This window comes from Streptococcus parasanguinis (assembly GCF_001074805.1).
In the GTDB taxonomy this organism is placed as follows: Bacteria; Bacillota; Bacilli; order Lactobacillales; family Streptococcaceae; genus Streptococcus; species Streptococcus parasanguinis_A.
Map to the genome: position 1 here is coordinate 1 of NZ_JUPI01000150.1, position 15,166 is coordinate 15,166.

At 44.0% G+C, this 15,166-nt stretch carries 15 protein-coding genes and 1 pseudogene; 13 read left to right on the top strand and 3 right to left on the bottom strand.

What is annotated here, in order from left to right:
- The 4 genes and pseudogenes from ADI76_RS11595 to trxA form a co-directional block, all read left to right on the top strand.
- Window positions 1-199, top strand: a pseudogene (locus ADI76_RS11595) (hypothetical protein); the annotation flags it as partial.
- Window positions 200-392: 193 nt separating this feature from the next.
- Window positions 393-662 carry a 30S ribosomal protein S15 gene (rpsO, locus tag ADI76_RS10480; RefSeq protein WP_003004251.1) on the top strand — a complete coding sequence of 90 codons (270 nt, stop codon included), beginning with the start codon at window positions 393-395 and terminating at the stop codon, window positions 660-662.
- A 532-nt stretch (window positions 663-1,194) separates the two neighbouring features.
- Window positions 1,195-1,419: a DUF4649 family protein gene (locus ADI76_RS10485; protein ID WP_049475182.1), complete on the top strand. Its 225-nt coding sequence runs from the start codon at window positions 1,195-1,197 to the stop codon at window positions 1,417-1,419.
- A 12-nt stretch (window positions 1,420-1,431) separates the two neighbouring features.
- The gene (gene trxA, locus ADI76_RS10490; protein ID WP_003013593.1) at window positions 1,432-1,746 is read left to right on the top strand and encodes a thioredoxin; all 315 of its coding nucleotides are present in this window, start codon (window positions 1,432-1,434) and stop codon (window positions 1,744-1,746) included.
- A gap of 68 nt (window positions 1,747-1,814) precedes the next feature.
- On the opposite strand, the gene ADI76_RS10495 is transcribed toward trxA, so the two are convergent.
- The 3 genes from ADI76_RS10495 to pepF all read right to left on the bottom strand — a co-directional run bounded on the left by ADI76_RS10495 (window position 1,815) and on the right by pepF (window position 4,861).
- Window positions 1,815-2,144, bottom strand: coding sequence for a thioredoxin domain-containing protein (locus tag ADI76_RS10495; RefSeq protein WP_229056572.1), 330 nt, complete (start codon window positions 2,142-2,144; stop codon window positions 1,815-1,817).
- Between the two features lie 109 nt (window positions 2,145-2,253).
- Window positions 2,254-2,937, bottom strand: a complete 684-nt coding sequence (locus tag ADI76_RS10500; protein ID WP_049491642.1) for an excalibur calcium-binding domain-containing protein — start codon at window positions 2,935-2,937, stop codon at window positions 2,254-2,256.
- Between the two features lie 127 nt (window positions 2,938-3,064).
- On the bottom strand, window positions 3,065-4,861 hold the full coding sequence (pepF, locus tag ADI76_RS10505; protein WP_049516399.1) for an oligoendopeptidase F: 1,797 nt from the start codon (window positions 4,859-4,861) through the stop codon (window positions 3,065-3,067).
- A gap of 155 nt (window positions 4,862-5,016) precedes the next feature.
- Here pepF and ADI76_RS10510 point away from each other — a divergent pair, with 155 nt between their 5' ends.
- The 9 genes from ADI76_RS10510 to ADI76_RS10550 all read left to right on the top strand — a co-directional run bounded on the left by ADI76_RS10510 (window position 5,017) and on the right by ADI76_RS10550 (window position 15,108).
- Window positions 5,017-6,285: a DUF6287 domain-containing protein gene (locus ADI76_RS10510; RefSeq protein WP_049516401.1), complete on the top strand. Its 1,269-nt coding sequence runs from the start codon at window positions 5,017-5,019 to the stop codon at window positions 6,283-6,285.
- Window positions 6,286-6,300: 15 nt separating this feature from the next.
- Window positions 6,301-7,038 (top strand): hypothetical protein, encoded by a 738-nt coding sequence (locus tag ADI76_RS10515; RefSeq protein WP_049516403.1) that lies wholly within the window; start codon window positions 6,301-6,303, stop codon window positions 7,036-7,038.
- A 459-nt stretch (window positions 7,039-7,497) separates the two neighbouring features.
- Window positions 7,498-9,720 carry a polyribonucleotide nucleotidyltransferase gene (pnp, locus tag ADI76_RS10520; RefSeq protein WP_049516404.1) on the top strand — a complete coding sequence of 741 codons (2,223 nt, stop codon included), beginning with the start codon at window positions 7,498-7,500 and terminating at the stop codon, window positions 9,718-9,720.
- A 24-nt stretch (window positions 9,721-9,744) separates the two neighbouring features.
- Window positions 9,745-10,362 carry a serine O-acetyltransferase gene (cysE, locus tag ADI76_RS10525; protein WP_049516406.1) on the top strand — a complete coding sequence of 206 codons (618 nt, stop codon included), beginning with the start codon at window positions 9,745-9,747 and terminating at the stop codon, window positions 10,360-10,362.
- Window positions 10,363-10,374: 12 nt separating this feature from the next.
- The gene (locus tag ADI76_RS10530; protein WP_049516407.1) at window positions 10,375-11,241 is read left to right on the top strand and encodes a GNAT family N-acetyltransferase; all 867 of its coding nucleotides are present in this window, start codon (window positions 10,375-10,377) and stop codon (window positions 11,239-11,241) included.
- A gap of 20 nt (window positions 11,242-11,261) precedes the next feature.
- The gene (cysS, locus tag ADI76_RS10535; RefSeq protein WP_049516408.1) at window positions 11,262-12,605 is read left to right on the top strand and encodes a cysteine--tRNA ligase; all 1,344 of its coding nucleotides are present in this window, start codon (window positions 11,262-11,264) and stop codon (window positions 12,603-12,605) included.
- Window positions 12,598-12,996, top strand: a complete 399-nt coding sequence (locus tag ADI76_RS10540) for a Mini-ribonuclease 3 (protein WP_003004765.1) — start codon at window positions 12,598-12,600, stop codon at window positions 12,994-12,996. The genes cysS and ADI76_RS10540 overlap by 8 nt, the downstream gene beginning before the upstream one ends.
- Complete coding sequence (locus ADI76_RS10545; RefSeq protein ID WP_049516411.1) at window positions 12,993-13,853, top strand: helix-turn-helix domain-containing protein; 861 nt, start codon at window positions 12,993-12,995, stop codon at window positions 13,851-13,853. Before ADI76_RS10540 ends, ADI76_RS10545 begins: the two co-directional genes overlap by 4 nt.
- A gap of 124 nt (window positions 13,854-13,977) precedes the next feature.
- On the top strand, window positions 13,978-15,108 hold the full coding sequence (locus ADI76_RS10550) for an ABC transporter ATP-binding protein (RefSeq protein WP_049516414.1): 1,131 nt from the start codon (window positions 13,978-13,980) through the stop codon (window positions 15,106-15,108).
- Window positions 15,109-15,166 lie beyond the last annotated feature (58 nt).

Below are 15,166 nucleotides of genomic sequence, written 5' to 3' on the forward strand. Positions count from 1 at the left end.
GGCTGGGACAAAAGTCCTAGCCTCTCAATTATTTTTGGATTGTCGAGCAAGACGCAGTGGTTGTGTGGGCTCTACTACGCTGATTCCATCAGCTTTTACAGCCCTACTCAACTGTGCGGAGGTGGGACGACGAAATCAAATTCTAACGAATTACCGATTTCTGTCCCACTCTCTTTTGAATAAGTTGCTTGAAGAATGATCCATCAAATTGTCCAAATTCCCAAGGTTCTTTTTAGAAAAGAGAAAAGCTCCTCTCGAAGGAAACATAAGTGTTTGACAGAAAGATGAAATCTTGGTAGAATAAGAAGGTCGAATAGACAACTAACTCTTTCTTGGTAGCAGGATATGCCAAACCTGCCACTCGGATAGAGCATAAAGAAAAGGAGCTTATCATGGCAATCTCAAAAGAGAAAAAAAATGAAATCATTGCACAATACGCACGTCACGAAGGTGACACTGGTTCAGTAGAAGTACAAGTTGCTGTCCTTACTTGGGAAATCAACCACTTGAACGAACACATCAAACAACACAAAAAAGACCACGCTACTTACCGTGGTTTGATGAAGAAAATCGGTCGCCGTCGTAACTTGTTGGCTTACCTTCGTACAAACGACGTTAACCGTTACCGTGAGTTGATCAACTCTCTTGGACTTCGTCGTTAATCATGATGCTAAGGGCGCCAAAAATCCGTATGAAAATAGGGAAACGACACAGTGTTCGATGAACACAAGGAGTTTCATCTTTTTCACTAGGATTTTAGCCCGAGCTCAAAACAGCTCTCTGAATTCAGGGAGCTGTTCTTTTTTGCCAAGTGCTTAGGCCGTGTTCAATTGAGCATATCTTGAAATAAAGCTACTCTAGTTGAGTAGCTTTTTTGTTTTTTGTCACCTTGCCTCGATATACTCGAGTATAATCTTCGGCTACGGTTCCTAGCATCGTAAGGTAAAATAGACCAGAACTATCTCCCTTCGGGGAGATTTTTTGTTTTCAGAAGAAATCCGGTACAATCTTCGGTTCGTCGCCTTGTCTAGAAACGTTTTATCTAGCAAGAATGGAGCTCTCTGGATTCAGAGGGCTTTTTTCTTGTCTTTTCCTTATCGAACGAGATTCATCATTCTGAGGAAGTCGTTTTATTTGACAGATGTAATGTCTAGAGTTACAATTGATGCATCATAAGAAATAGAGGTTATCGATATGATTGAAATTACATATCTAGACAGTGCAAAACAAGAAAGAGTCATGCATTTTGATTCCTACGAAGAGTTTGAACGCTCCCAACAAGCTTGCTTGATTGGGGTAGCAGATTTTTATCCTGTTGTGAAACTGACCTATAATGGGCATGAGTTGGATTACCAAGGGACTTACGGGGATGTTTTCTTCTATTTGATGAAGCAAGATTTGACGCAGTACCAAAACTAAAGGAGAAAGAAAATGGCAAAAGCAATTACAGACGCAACATTTGAAGCAGAAACAAAAGAAGGTTTGGTCTTGGTAGACTTTTGGGCAACCTGGTGTGGTCCATGTCGCATGCAAGCTCCTATTTTAGAAAAATTATCGGAAGAACTTTCGGAAGATGAGTTAAAAATCCTAAAAATGGATGTGGATGAAAATCCAGAAACAGCGCGTGCTTTCGGCATTATGTCCATTCCAACCTTGCTCTTTAAAAAAGATGGGCAGGTTGTTAAACAAGTAGCAGGAGTGCATACCGCAGCACAAATTAAGGCCATTGTGGCAGAGTTAAGTTAGTAAAAAAGAGTAAGATGGGAACGAATCGTTCTATCTTACTCTTTTTGTATTGACCTTTTAAAATTGGCTTATTGAGTCAAGAGATCCATAATCTCTTCGATACTTGATTTGCTACCTTTTTTTAGATAGTTTTCTTTACTACCTTTTTTAAAAGTTGACAAATTTGGTACCGTCTTGACATTCATATCATGTGCAAAAGCTGTGATGTTTTTTCGCTCCTTTGAGTCGTTATCCAGGTAATAAACGGTCTGATTCGTTTTTTGAATAGCAACTGCTAATTTAGGAGCGAATTTTTGACAGTATGGACAGGATTCGCGACCGATATAGAGAATGAAATCTTCTTTATTGTTGATTTTCTCTTGTACTTCAGATAGCGGAATCTTTTTGACGTAAGTCATTGCTTCCTTGTAAGAATCTGGAGTAATAATTTCTCTCTTTTTGAAATTCAAGTATAAAATAGCAAGCAGAGATGTTGTGCAAATGGACAAAATGAGAATCGTTAATTTCTTATTCACAAGCAACACCGTCACCATCTCTATCTAAACGAGGGCTATAACCAGCTTGTCCTCTGTATAGCGGTGCAGCACCTGCAGCGCGTGCTTCACTACAATTTCGATAGCCCCCTTGTTGAGGTTGTGTGACAAATGCTTGTTGTTGCTGCGTTTGTTGGGCAGCCGCGGCTTGTCTTGCCTGCTCAGCAGCTGCGGCTTGTCGAGCTCGTTCAGCTTCAGCAGCTTGTTGTTCCCTGACAGTAATGGCATTTTGTACTAATCCAACACGATGAGTTAAGCGATCTTTTGTTCCTTGATCAGCTACATTTGCGATGGCAGCTTGGGCTGGGGCGATATTTTCTGTTACTTGATTGTTTTCTAAGGCTTGTACGGCAGCTTCAGCTTGAGCAGCAAGTTGTTTTGCTTCAGCCTCTTTCTTTTCACGCTCTTCTTTTTCTTTTCGTTCCTGTTCTTCTTTCGCCTTTTTCTCGCGCTCTTCTTTTTCTTTTCGTTCTTGCTCCTCCTTTGCTTTTTTCTCTTTTTCTGCTTTCTCCTGTTCGTCGCGTTCTTTTTTTGCTTTTTCTTCTTTTTGAACGAAACCTACCTGTTTTTCAGTTTCTTTTTGAGAAGCTTCATTTTGATTTGAGCAAGCTCCAAATAATAACGCAATTAAGATTGTTAAAATCAACCGTTTTTTCATAATGTTACTCCCTTCGGATATTTATCCAAGAATAATCATACCATAATATAAAAGCGCTTTCAATCACTAACTGGTAATATTTAAATAAAAAATCAGACTTAGAATAAACTAAGTCTGAAAACTGTACTTATTCTCCCAATTCGGCACTGTAAGCAATGATTTGATCGACAGTGTCTGAAAGGAATTGGATGGTATCGCGGAGTGGTTTGTCAGTCGAGATATCTGCTCCGATAATCATAGCTGACTCAAGTGGGGTCTTGCTGCCACCTGATTTAAGGAGGTCTAGCCAATCTTTAGCTCCGTTTTCGGAGTTTTTCAAATGCAAGTATCCCGCTGTTGAGATAACCAAGCCAGCTGAGTAGGTATAGCTGTAAAGCCCCATGTAGTAGTGGCTTTGGCGCATCCAGGTCAAGGCTGCATCGTCATCGATTTCAACGGCATCTCCCCAGAACTCTGTCAAGACTTCCTTCATGATGCTATTGAGTTTGCTAGCGCCGAAGGTGCCACCTTCTTCGATCAAGGTGTAGACCTTGCGTTGGAAGGCTGCTTCTAGCAAGTGGGTGATGAAGTTGTGGAAGTAGGTATCTGTCAAGCGGTGAGCTAGGGCAAAGCGTTTTTGACGAGGATCGTCAAACTGGTGTTCCAAGTAGTCGCTGAGGAGGAGCTCGTTAAAGGTAGAAGGAGCTTCCACATAGTAGGTCGACATGTGGGCGTTGAAGTAGCTTTGGTTGTTGTCTGAGAAGATGAATTGACCAGAGTGTCCAATCTCATGGATCAGGGTATAAACATCGCTCATCCGTCCTGTCCAACTCATGAGGACATAAGGATGGACGCGGTAAGGGTCAGCTGCATACCCACCGGAATCCTTACCTTCATTGGCCGCAAAGTCGACCCAGCGTTCGGTTTGGTAGCGAGCAATTTCGCGAGAATATTCTTCGCCAAGAGGTGCCACCGATTTCATGACCAAGTCATAAGCGTCATCAATAGTAACATCTGGGTTGAGCGCACTGTCCAAATCCAACTTCCAATCAGCGAAAGTCATTTTTTCAAGGCCGTTGACCTTGGCTACGTGTTTGAGGAATTTTTGAGCAACCGGTGCGAAGTCCTTCATGATCAGGTCAATCTGACGATCAAACATAGAACGATCCACTTCCTGCTCAGCCAAGAGATAGTCAAAGACAGAATCGTAGCCCCGCATATCTGCGATCAGCTTTTCAGACTTAACTTGAGCTAGATAGGTAGCAGCAGCCGTGTTTTGGTGCTTGCGGAGGCCTTCTGAGAAGGAACGAAAGGCTTTTTCACGAACTTCCGCATTCTCATGGTTTTGGTAGAAGTTTTCATAGGTAACAAAGCTATTCTTGTAAACTTTTCCATCCACTTCAAAATCAGCCATTTCAAAGTCGCCTGCCCGCATCTTGGTATAGATGTCTTGAGGCCCGTAGAAGACTTCACCCAGGTTGGTCAAGGTCTTTTCCACATCAGCTCCCAAGTAGTGAGCTTTTTTGATTTTAGCCTGACGAATGGCAAAAGTGAGGTGAGGGAGTTGCCCCAGGCGTTCGAGGACTTCTTCATCCGATTCTACCAAAGCATCATCAAAGAAGGAAAGTTCGACGCTGGCCCAAGTTTCGAAATCCATCCCTGCTTGGGCAATTTCTGCAAAAGCTTCGTCGCCAAAGTCAGTGGTTTGTGGCATAAAGCTGTAGTTGCCAATGTGGCTGAGTTGGATCTGAATTTGCTCAAAAATCGCAAAGGCAGCTTCGAAGTCTTCAACGGTGTGGAGGTTGCCCTTGTAATTACGGACAAATTCATTGATTTCTTCACGTGTTTTTTCAATGGCACGCAAGAAGTCTTCCTGGTCTTGGTAGAGGGCTGTGAGGTCCCAGAGTTCGTTCTCAGGAAATTCAGAACGTTTTTTTAATTCCATAATGTTCTCCTTTTGATCGGTATTCTTCCTTAAGTATAGCAGAAAATAGGACAGAAACATAGAGGGAGAGGGGAAAATGCTTATGTAAAAATCTTGAAAAGAGCTGGAAAAATTGACCATTTTTGATATACTAGGATAGATATGAGGAGGTTTTTATGAAAAAGGTTATGATTTCACTACTGGCGGCTGCATCCGTGCTATCTCTAGTGGCTTGTACGCCCAAACGCTATGAACGCCAAAGCAAACCGAAAACGGCAAGCTCTTCGTCGGTCAAAAAAGAGAAGAAAGATACAGGTCAGAAGTATTATCAAGAGGTATTAGATCGCTATAAGTCTTATGCGGTTGCCATTAATACTAAGGACCAAACAGCTTTACAAAATGAACTGAAGAAGATCGAAGCAACTTCAGAAGAATATGCCTATGTCTTTAACCTTCAAACACTTGGGAGTACCAATGAGTGGCAATATGCTTTTGAGGATCTTAATCGTGATGGTAATGACGAACTGCTGATTGGGGATGGCAAAACGATCGCTGCGGTGTATTATTTGAAAGATAACCAGCCAACCTTGCTCCATGTAGCCTATGTAGCTTCTGCAGGTGGCTATCGCTCCAGCTTAGATGTTTTTGACAATGGGCAAATCGTCTATGCCACTTGGCAATCCCTTAATCCAGAAATGGAATTGACCCTCTATTCACTAGGAAAAGGGGAAGCCAAGGAAGAAAAGAAAGCAACCATTCAAATTGGTGGAAAGGAAACAGCAGAACAAGCTCTTGGGATTTCAGCTAAGAAGTTGAACCTCAGTAAGCTAGACTGGAAAAAATTTGATGGTTCAGGGGATTCCAAATCAACAGCTAAAGCCGAAGAGAAAAAATCAGAAAGCTTCCAAGTGCAAGTCAGTGTGTCGGATCTCCGTATTCGAAAAGAGCCCTCAACCTCAGCTCCATCTGCAGGAATGATCGCAAAAGGAACTCATACCATTACGGAAACCGTAGAGGCGGAGGGTCATACCTGGGGCAAATTAGAATCTGGACAAGGCTGGATCGCCCTTGAATTCACAACGCGGGTGGATGGAAATGCCGAATCAACTCCTGCTTCTGCCAAAACAAGCACTGAGATGAATCTAGATGAAATAAAAGCTGGAAATTTCTCAAGTGTAGCGGGAGTTTGGAAAAATAAGTACGGTACGAGCATTGAGTTTGATGCGCAAGGAATTGTGAAGGTCAATGGTAGTGCTGTTAATGGTGTTCAATTTTCTGGTTTTTACTTCAAGGAAGGTAATCTTCACGGAGTTAGTCGGATGCCTGGGGCAACGAATGAAACGCCTATTCTTTTCATTCCTTCAAGAGAAGGTGGCAGTGAATCCATTTACTGGAGTAAGAGTGATGCTACGAATGGGAACGATTTGTACTACCGTGTGGACTAAAAAAAGGAGACAAGCATGAAAAAAATAGGAACATATTTACTAGCTGCAGCCCTCTTGCTTTCTCTGGCAGCCTGTGCCCCAAAACGCTATGAGCGTAAGCACAGTCCGGTAGGAGCTTCATCGGTCAAAAAATCATCTGACAAAGCCCAAGAAAAAGAGCAAACAGAAGAAGCTAAGTCAGATGAACATGATAAAGAAGCCATTGGGACCTTATCAAAAGCGGACCAAGCGGATATCTATTCGATTATTGAAAACAGTGCGTCTTTGACCTATTCACTTCAGGTGCAACCGACTCGTTTGCTGGAGTTGAACAATGATCACAGTGCAGTTGAAGGCTACTCGCAAGACATGTTCATTGATTACTACAATACCTATACGCCGGGAACCTATAATCTGCAAGATATCATTGATAAATTGAATGCAGAAGAGACGTCGGACTCTATCCGTAGTCTTTCACAAGACCAGCTGATCCAACTAACAAATGAAAAGAAAGATGGCTGGATCTATTCGACAAAAGACAAGGCCTTTTACGAAATTGTATCTGGTGGTCGTGGCGGAGCGATGCCACCGATGGAAATTCCTTCACCGGATGAATGGGTGATCAATGAAGATTCAGTTGAAGTGACAACGACTATCCAAGGAACTTCCGATCCATACAGACGTTTTGTCTTGAAACGCAACAACAAGAACTACAAGGGTGGAACCCACAAAACACGCTTTTATGTCGACAGCACTGAATTCGTGAAATCGTAAAAATAAATAGAAGCTATACCTAGCTCTAAAATTTTTATATAGAACTTACTGAAAAATCACAGAAAAAGGCCTTCAAAGCCTTTTTCTTTTGGGCTTGAATATGTTAAAATAAAAGGTATACGTGCTTGGATACAAAGATGAGGATATAACATATAGATGTGCTGCGTCAATCGAATGCTATCATGCGTAATTGAACCCGCCTACAACTCTGTGGAAAAAGATAAATCTACCTAGGAGCGTTCGCTCCGTCGTTCGATTTCCTATTTTCCTTTGAGTTGCTTAACGGCTTAGTATCTTGATAGTTGAACACGGGCTAAATCCCTAGTGAAAAAGATAGATTTCCTAGTGTGCGTGGCACACTGCGTCAATCTCCTATTTTCATACGGGATTCTTCACGCCCTTTGTATCCTGATTTTTGTAGGCAAGTCGTATAATTTTATCAATCCAAAGGGGATTACAATGACAAAACAAGTGTTTCAAACGACTTTTGCGGGTCGTGAGTTAATCGTAGAGACTGGTCAGGTTGCTAAGCAAGCAAATGGCTCTGTTGTCGTGCGTTATGGGGAGTCAACTGTCTTGACGGCAGCTGTCATGTCTAAGAAGATGGCAACTGGGGATTTCTTCCCACTTCAAGTCAACTACGAAGAAAAAATGTATGCGGCTGGGAAATTTCCTGGTGGCTTTATGAAACGGGAAGGTCGTCCTTCTACTGATGCGACCTTGACAGCGCGTTTGATTGACCGTCCAATCCGTCCTATGTTTGCGGAAGGTTTCCGTAACGAAGTGCAAGTCATCAACACAGTCCTTTCTTACGATGAAAATGCATCTGCCCCAATGGCAGCCATGTTTGGTTCATCATTGGCGCTTTCTATCTCAGATATTCCGTTTGACGGACCAATCGCTGGGGTACAAGTGGGTTATGTCGATGGGGAAATCATCATCAACCCAACGCAAGAACAAGCCGAGCGCTCTCTTCTTGAATTGACAGTAGCCGGTACGAAACACGCCATCAACATGGTAGAGTCTGGTGCCAAAGAATTGTCAGAAGAAATCATGTTGGAAGCTCTTCTCAAAGGGCACGAAGCCGTGAAAGAATTGATTGCCTTCCAAGAAGAAATCGTTGCGGCAGTTGGGAAAGAAAAAGCAGAAGTTGAATTACTTCATGTAGATGCTGACTTGCAGGCTGAAATCATCGCAGCCTACAACAGTGACCTTCAAAAAGCGGTTCAAGTTGAAGAAAAATTGGCGCGTGAAGCTGCGACTCAAGCAGTCAAAGACCAAGTCACAGCTGTTTACGAAGAAAAATATGCCGACCACGAAGAGTTTGATCGCATCATGCGGGATGTGGCTGAAATCTTGGAACAAATGGAACACGCAGAAGTGCGCCGTTTAATCACAGAAGACAAGGTTCGTCCGGATGGTCGTAAGGTCGATGAAATCCGTCCTTTGGATGCACAAGTCGACTACCTTCCTCGCGTACACGGTTCTGGACTCTTTACACGTGGACAAACGCAAGCCCTTTCTGTCTTGACCTTGGCACCAATGGGTGAAACGCAAATCATTGATGGTTTGGATCCTGAGTACAAGAAACGCTTTATGCACCACTACAACTTCCCACAATACTCTGTAGGGGAAACAGGGCGTTACGGTGCGCCTGGTCGTCGTGAAATTGGTCACGGTGCTCTCGGTGAGCGTGCCCTTGCTCAAGTATTGCCAAGCTTAGAAGAATTCCCATATGCCATCCGTCTAGTAGCAGAAGTATTGGAATCAAATGGTTCTTCATCTCAAGCCTCTATCTGCGCGGGAACACTTGCCCTGATGGCTGGTGGTGTGCCAATCAAGGCGCCAGTAGCTGGGATTGCCATGGGTCTGATCTCAGATGGAAACAACTACACCGTATTGACAGATATCCAAGGTTTGGAAGACCACTTTGGAGACATGGACTTCAAGGTAGCTGGTACGCGTGACGGGATTACAGCCCTTCAAATGGATATCAAGATCCAAGGGATCACTGCAGAAATCTTGACAGAAGCGCTTGCTCAAGCCAAGAAAGCTCGTTTTGAAATCCTTGACGTGATTCAAGCAACCATTCCGGAAGTTCGTCCAGAATTGGCGCCAACTGCTCCGAAAATTGATACCATCAAGATTGATGTGGACAAGATCAAGATTGTCATCGGTAAGGGTGGAGAAACCATCGATAAGATCATCGCAGAGACAGGCGTTAAGATTGATATCGATGAAGAAGGGAACGTATCGATCTACTCGAGCGACCAAGATGCGATTAACCGTGCTAAGGAAATCATTGCTGGTTTGGTGCGTGAAGCGAAGGTGGATGAAGTCTACCATGCCAAAGTAGTTCGGATCGAGAAATTCGGTGCCTTTGTCAACCTCTTTGACAAGACGGATGCCCTCGTTCATATCTCTGAAATGGCTTGGACGCGCACCAACCGTGTCGAAGACTTGGTAGCGATTGGCGATGAAGTCGATGTGAAGATTATCAAGATTGACGAAAAAGGTCGTGTCGATGCTTCTATGAAGGCACTATTGCCACGTCCGCCAAAACCTGAACATTCAGAAGAAAAAGGTGAAAAAGGTCCTCGTCATGGCGATCGTCCTCGTCACCACAATAAAGACCACAAACCTAAAAAAGACTTTACCATTACACAAAAAGATTCAGAATAATTATTAGAAAAGGAGGGGCACGGTATGGGATGGTGGCGTGAAACCATCAATATTGTAAAAGAAAATGACCCAGCAGCGCGTACCTCGCTGGAGGTCCTTTTGACCTATCCGGGCGTCAAAGCACTGGCAGCTCACCGTGTTTCCCACTTTTTGTGGAACCATGGTTTTAAGCTTCTAGCTCGGATGCATAGCCAATTTTGGCGTTTTTGGACTCAGATTGAGATCCATCCAGGTGCGACTATTGCTTCTGGTGTCTTTATCGACCATGGAGCGGGCCTTGTTATCGGGGAAACAGCCATTGTTGAAAAAGGCGTTATGCTCTACCACGGGGTGACCCTTGGGGGAACAGGGAAGGATGTCGGTAAACGCCATCCGACGGTTCGTGAAGGAGCCTTGGTCTCCGCTCATGCTCAGGTCATCGGTCCGATTGAGATTGGGGCCAAAGCCAAAGTAGGAGCGGGAGCGGTCGTGGTCTCCGATGTACCGAGTGATGTGACCGTTGTCGGAGTCCCTGCTAAAATTGTTCGTGTGCACGGTAAGAAGGATGAGCCAATCATTCACCAAGAAGAAGAAAAACGCGAATACTACGTGAATAAGATGGAGCATGCTAAGGAAGCCAGTCATCGGTCTTCTAGCTTGTAAGGAGATCGCTACGTGATTCAAGCAACCAATACATTGAATGACCACCAACTACTGGAAGCAAAGTCCCTTATTGCCATCTGTCAGAACGATGACGGAACTTTTCGGGATCCTTATCTCTCCAATATGCTCAATTTTGATCCCTATATGCCCGCCTTTTTCCTTTATTATGAAAAAGGTGAACTTATTGGCATATTAACGGTTTATGCAGATGACCCAGATGTGGATGTGGCGATCCTGGTCCATCCTAATTATCGTCGTCAGGGAATTGCGCGTGCTTTGTATGGAAGTTTTGAGAAAGAAACGGCATCTTATCCAATTGAGTCTGTGACTTTTCAGACAGAGCGTATTTTTCTAGAGAATCATCCTGATTTTGCCAGCAATTGGGGACTGGTTGAGGATGGCGAAACAGAAACCTGGTTAGGACGTGATCGAACCGCTTATGCATTAGATTCCCGTTCGGATGTCGGTGTGCTCTTGGCGGAACCTTCTTATCTTGAAGCCATTGCCCAGCTCCACCACCAAACCTTCTCAGATGAAGTGGAAGCACCGGAAGTGAGCCACAGATACATTTCAGAGGCCTTGAAGGATCCTGATAGTCTGCTTTACATATTACTCAAAGAAGGTCAAGTGATTGGCGTTTGTACGGTCGATGTATCTGGAAAATGCAATTACCTTTATGGACTTGCGATTGCTGAAGTCTATCGTGGGCAAGGTTACGGAAGCTATCTAGCAAAATCAGTCGTCAACCAAGTCATTGAGCAAAATGATAAGGAATTTCAGATTGCAGTGGAAGATGACAATGTAGGTGCTAAACGCTTGTATGAAAAGATTGGCTTTATCAAACAGACTCAGGTGGTTTACTTGAAGCCAAAAGAGTAGAAACAGAAAGGAAATGAAGCGTGTTAAAAATTTATGATACCATGTCTCGTGATCTGCGAGAATTTATCCCCATCGAGGAAGGAAAGGTCCGCATGTATGTTTGTGGACCAACGGTTTACAACTATATCCACGTAGGGAATGCCCGTTCAACGGTAGCCTTTGACACGATTCGTCGCTACTTTGAGTATCGTGGCTACGAAGTTGCCTACATTTCCAACTTTACAGATGTGGATGATAAGATCATCAACCGTGCCAAAGAAGAAGGCATCACACCTCAGGAAGTGGCAGACAAATATATTGCGGCCTTCCGTGAGGATGTGACGGCTCTTGGCGTGAAGCCTGCAACTCGCCATCCTCGTGTGGTCGAGTTTATGGATGACATCATTCGTTTTGTCGCTGACTTGATCGAAAAAGGCTATGCCTATGAGAGCCAGGGAGATGTCTATTTCCGTGTGGAAAAATCCCACAACTATGCAAAATTAGCCAACAAAACTCTAGAAGACTTGGAGCTAGGCGCTTCTGGTCGGACAGATGAGGAAACAGCCCGCAAGGAAAATCCAGTTGACTTTGCCCTTTGGAAAGCTGCCAAACCAGGAGAGATTTCCTGGGACAGCCCTTGGGGACCTGGTCGTCCTGGTTGGCACATCGAGTGTTCGGTCATGTCGACGGGAATTTTAGGGGATACTATTGATATCCACGGTGGTGGTGCTGACCTTGAGTTTCCGCACCATACCAACGAAATCGCTCAATCAGAAGCTAAGACCGGAAAAACTTTTGCCAATTACTGGATGCACAATGGCTTTGTCAATATTGATAATGTCAAGATGTCCAAGTCCTTAGGCAACTTTATCACTGTGCATGATGCATTGAAGACTATCGACGGCCAAGTGCTTCGTTTCTTCTTTGCAACCCAGCACTACCGCAAGCCCATTAACTTCACAGAAAAAGCGGTTCGCGATGCGGAGACCAACCTCAAGTATTTGAAAAACACCTATGAGCAACCGTTCACAGGAGAAGTGGATCCAGCAGACTTACAAGGCTTTGTGGACAAGTTTATCGCGGCTATGGATGAAGATATCAATGCGGCAAACGGCATCACCGTCGTCTTTGAATTGGCTAAATGGATCAATTCAGGTCACTACAATCAAGACGTCAAGGATGCCTTGACCAAGATGTTAGAAGTCTTTGGAGTGGTCTTTGTCGAAGAAGACTTGGATGCAGATATTGAAGCCTTGATCGCTGAACGTCAGGAAGCGCGGGCTAAGAAAGATTTTGCGCGAGCAGATGCCATTCGCGATGAATTGGCTGCACAAGGAATCAAGCTCTTGGATACAAAAGAAGGTGTAAGGTGGACACGTGATTGATGTCAATCTAATCAATGGGATTGCCCTTGCCTTTGAGGGAGATGCGGTCTATTCCATGTATATTCGCAGACACCTGATTTTTCAAGGGATGACCAAGCCCAATAAGCTTCACCAGGCTGCCACCCGCTATGTCTCTGCTAGAGCTCAGGCCAGCTTGATTGAAAGCATGCTGGAGCAAGAAATTCTGACAGAAAAAGAGTTGGAGATCTACAAGCGCGGTCGCAATACCAATAGCCATACCAAGGCCAAAAATGCGGATGTCGTGACCTATCGGATGTCGACGGGCTTTGAGGCTGTCATGGGCTATCTCCATATGACGGGGGAGCTCTCTCGGCTAGAAGAGCTGATTGACTGGTGCATCCAGCAAGTAGAAGAAGGAAGAAAGCAGTGAAAAATATCAGAGAGTGGTTTCCTCATGCAGAGGTGACGGATCAAGCCAATCCACCAGCTGGTTATGTAGCCATTCCCCTTCAGGCTCATCAATGGTTGCTGCTGAAGGAAGAAGAGCTAACCGAACGAGAAAAACAATTGATTTCCTGGTTGGGCGGTGAAGAAGAGGTTGCCCCTAATCCTTGGTACCAGTACCTGATCGATGGAAAGGGAGAAGCCCCTCAAGTCATCAAAAAAATGCAGCTTGTCTATTGCCACATTTCGCATTCGACAGCGGAAGGGACGGCTTCTTGGCTAGAGATGATGCAGACACTTTTGCCCAACTTCCGAGCAACCTTGCAACTGAGCGGACAAGATTATGTGCTCATTCTGGACCAAGACCAGTCTTTACCTGTGGCCGATATCTTAAAAGATACCGTCTCTGCCATGGAGTATGACTTCAATATTCGTTTATCTATCTTGGTCGGGCAAGTATGGACCGAGTCTAAAGACGGGAAAGTGTCTCCGGTCATCCGAGCAGAACGGGCGGTCTTTCGAGCCTGGATTCGAGAAGGCCATCAAGGTGTCTATCGCTTTTCTCAACTCTATCTATGGGGAATCGAGCAGGCAGATTTAGATCTCACTCCAATCAAGGCAAGCTTGCATCAGTTGATTGAAAGTCAAGATCAATTGCAAGACATCATTGTTGCTCTTTGGGACAATGGGGCAGTCGTCACCAAGGCCGCCCAGCAACTCTATCTCCACCGCAATTCGCTCCAATATAAGATTGACAAGTGGGAGGAGTTGACGGGTCTTCAGTTGAAAAATCTGACAGATCTAGCCCTGTGCTATCATTTAGTTTTACAAGATGTGATTTAAACGGAATCAATCCAGAGTTTTGTGCAACTTGCACAAAACTCTTTTTCTTTTTTGTGAGACTTGCCATAGATTTGTAAAACGTTTTCATTTACAATAGAACTATAAAAATCAAAGGAGTACCATCATGGTAGAATTGAATCTTAGTCACATTTATAAAAAATATCCAAATAGCGAACATTACTCAGTTGAAGACTTCAACTTGGACATCAAAGACAAAGAGTTTATCGTTTTCGTAGGTCCTTCAGGATGTGGTAAATCAACAACTCTTCGTATGATCGCTGGTCTTGAAGATATCACAGAAGGTGAATGTTCGATCGATGGTGTCGTTGTAAACAACGTGGCACCTAAAGACCGTGACATCGCCATGGTATTCCAAAACTACGCTCTTTACCCACACATGACTGTGTACGATAACATGGCATTTGGTTTGAAATTGCGTAAATATAGCAAGGAAGATATCGACAAACGTGTACAAGAAGCAGCTGAAATCCTTGGCTTGAAAGAATTCTTGGATCGTAAACCAGCTGACCTTTCTGGTGGTCAACGTCAACGTGTGGCTATGGGACGTGCCATTGTCCGTGATGCAAAAGTGTTCTTGATGGACGAACCTTTGTCAAACTTGGATGCGAAACTTCGTGTATCCATGCGTGCTGAAATTGCGAAAATCCACCGTCGTATCGGAGCTACAACCATCTACGTAACTCACGACCAAACAGAAGCGATGACATTGGCTGACCGTATCGTTATCATGTCTGCTACTAAAAACCCAGCTGGTACTGGTACTATCGGACGTGTGGAACAAATCGGTACTCCTCAAGAAGTCTACAAAAACCCAGTCAACAAATTTGTAGCTGGATTCATCGGAAGCCCTGCTATGAACTTCATTAACGTAAAATTGGAAGGTGGATACATCGTTGCCAATGGCTTGAATTTGAAAGTTCCAGAAGGTGCTTTGAAAGTTCTTCGTGAAAAAGGCTATGATGGTAAAGAATTGATCTTTGGTATCCGTCCAGAAGACGTGAACACAGAAGCTGCTTTCCTTGAAACTTTCCCAGAATCAGTGGTGAAAGCAACCATCTCTGTATCTGAGTTGCTTGGTTCTGAATCACACTTGTACTGCCAAGTTGGTGACAACGAATTCATCGCGAAAGTGGATGCGCGTGACTATCTTGGAACTGGTGAAACCATCGAACTTGGATTTGACTTGAACAAAGCTCACTTCTTCGACAAAGAAACTGAAAAGACAGTATACTAATCAGTACTGACACTATAGAGACTGAGACAATGTGTCTCGATCTCTTTCATTTTAAGGA

Bases quoted from the DNA above. Each gene is read 5' to 3' on its own strand.
- ADI76_RS10500 (WP_049491642.1), bottom strand. From the start codon at position 2,937: ATGAAAAAACGGTTGATTTTAACAATCTTAATTGCGTTATTATTTGGA.
- trxA (WP_003013593.1), top strand. From the start codon at position 1,432: ATGGCAAAAGCAATTACAGACGCAACATTTGAAGCAGAAACAAAAGAA.
- ADI76_RS10510 (WP_049516401.1), top strand. From the start codon at position 5,017: ATGAAAAAGGTTATGATTTCACTACTGGCGGCTGCATCCGTGCTATCT.
- ADI76_RS10495 (WP_229056572.1), bottom strand. From the start codon at position 2,144: ATGACTTACGTCAAAAAGATTCCGCTATCTGAAGTACAAGAGAAAATC.
- ADI76_RS10515 (WP_049516403.1), top strand. From the start codon at position 6,301: ATGAAAAAAATAGGAACATATTTACTAGCTGCAGCCCTCTTGCTTTCT.
- cysE (WP_049516406.1), top strand. From the start codon at position 9,745: ATGGGATGGTGGCGTGAAACCATCAATATTGTAAAAGAAAATGACCCA.
- rpsO (WP_003004251.1), top strand. From the start codon at position 393: ATGGCAATCTCAAAAGAGAAAAAAAATGAAATCATTGCACAATACGCA.
- ADI76_RS10550 (WP_049516414.1), top strand. From the start codon at position 13,978: ATGGTAGAATTGAATCTTAGTCACATTTATAAAAAATATCCAAATAGC.
- pepF (WP_049516399.1), bottom strand. From the start codon at position 4,861: ATGGAATTAAAAAAACGTTCTGAATTTCCTGAGAACGAACTCTGGGAC.
- ADI76_RS10485 (WP_049475182.1), top strand. From the start codon at position 1,195: ATGATTGAAATTACATATCTAGACAGTGCAAAACAAGAAAGAGTCATG.
- pnp (WP_049516404.1), top strand. From the start codon at position 7,498: ATGACAAAACAAGTGTTTCAAACGACTTTTGCGGGTCGTGAGTTAATC.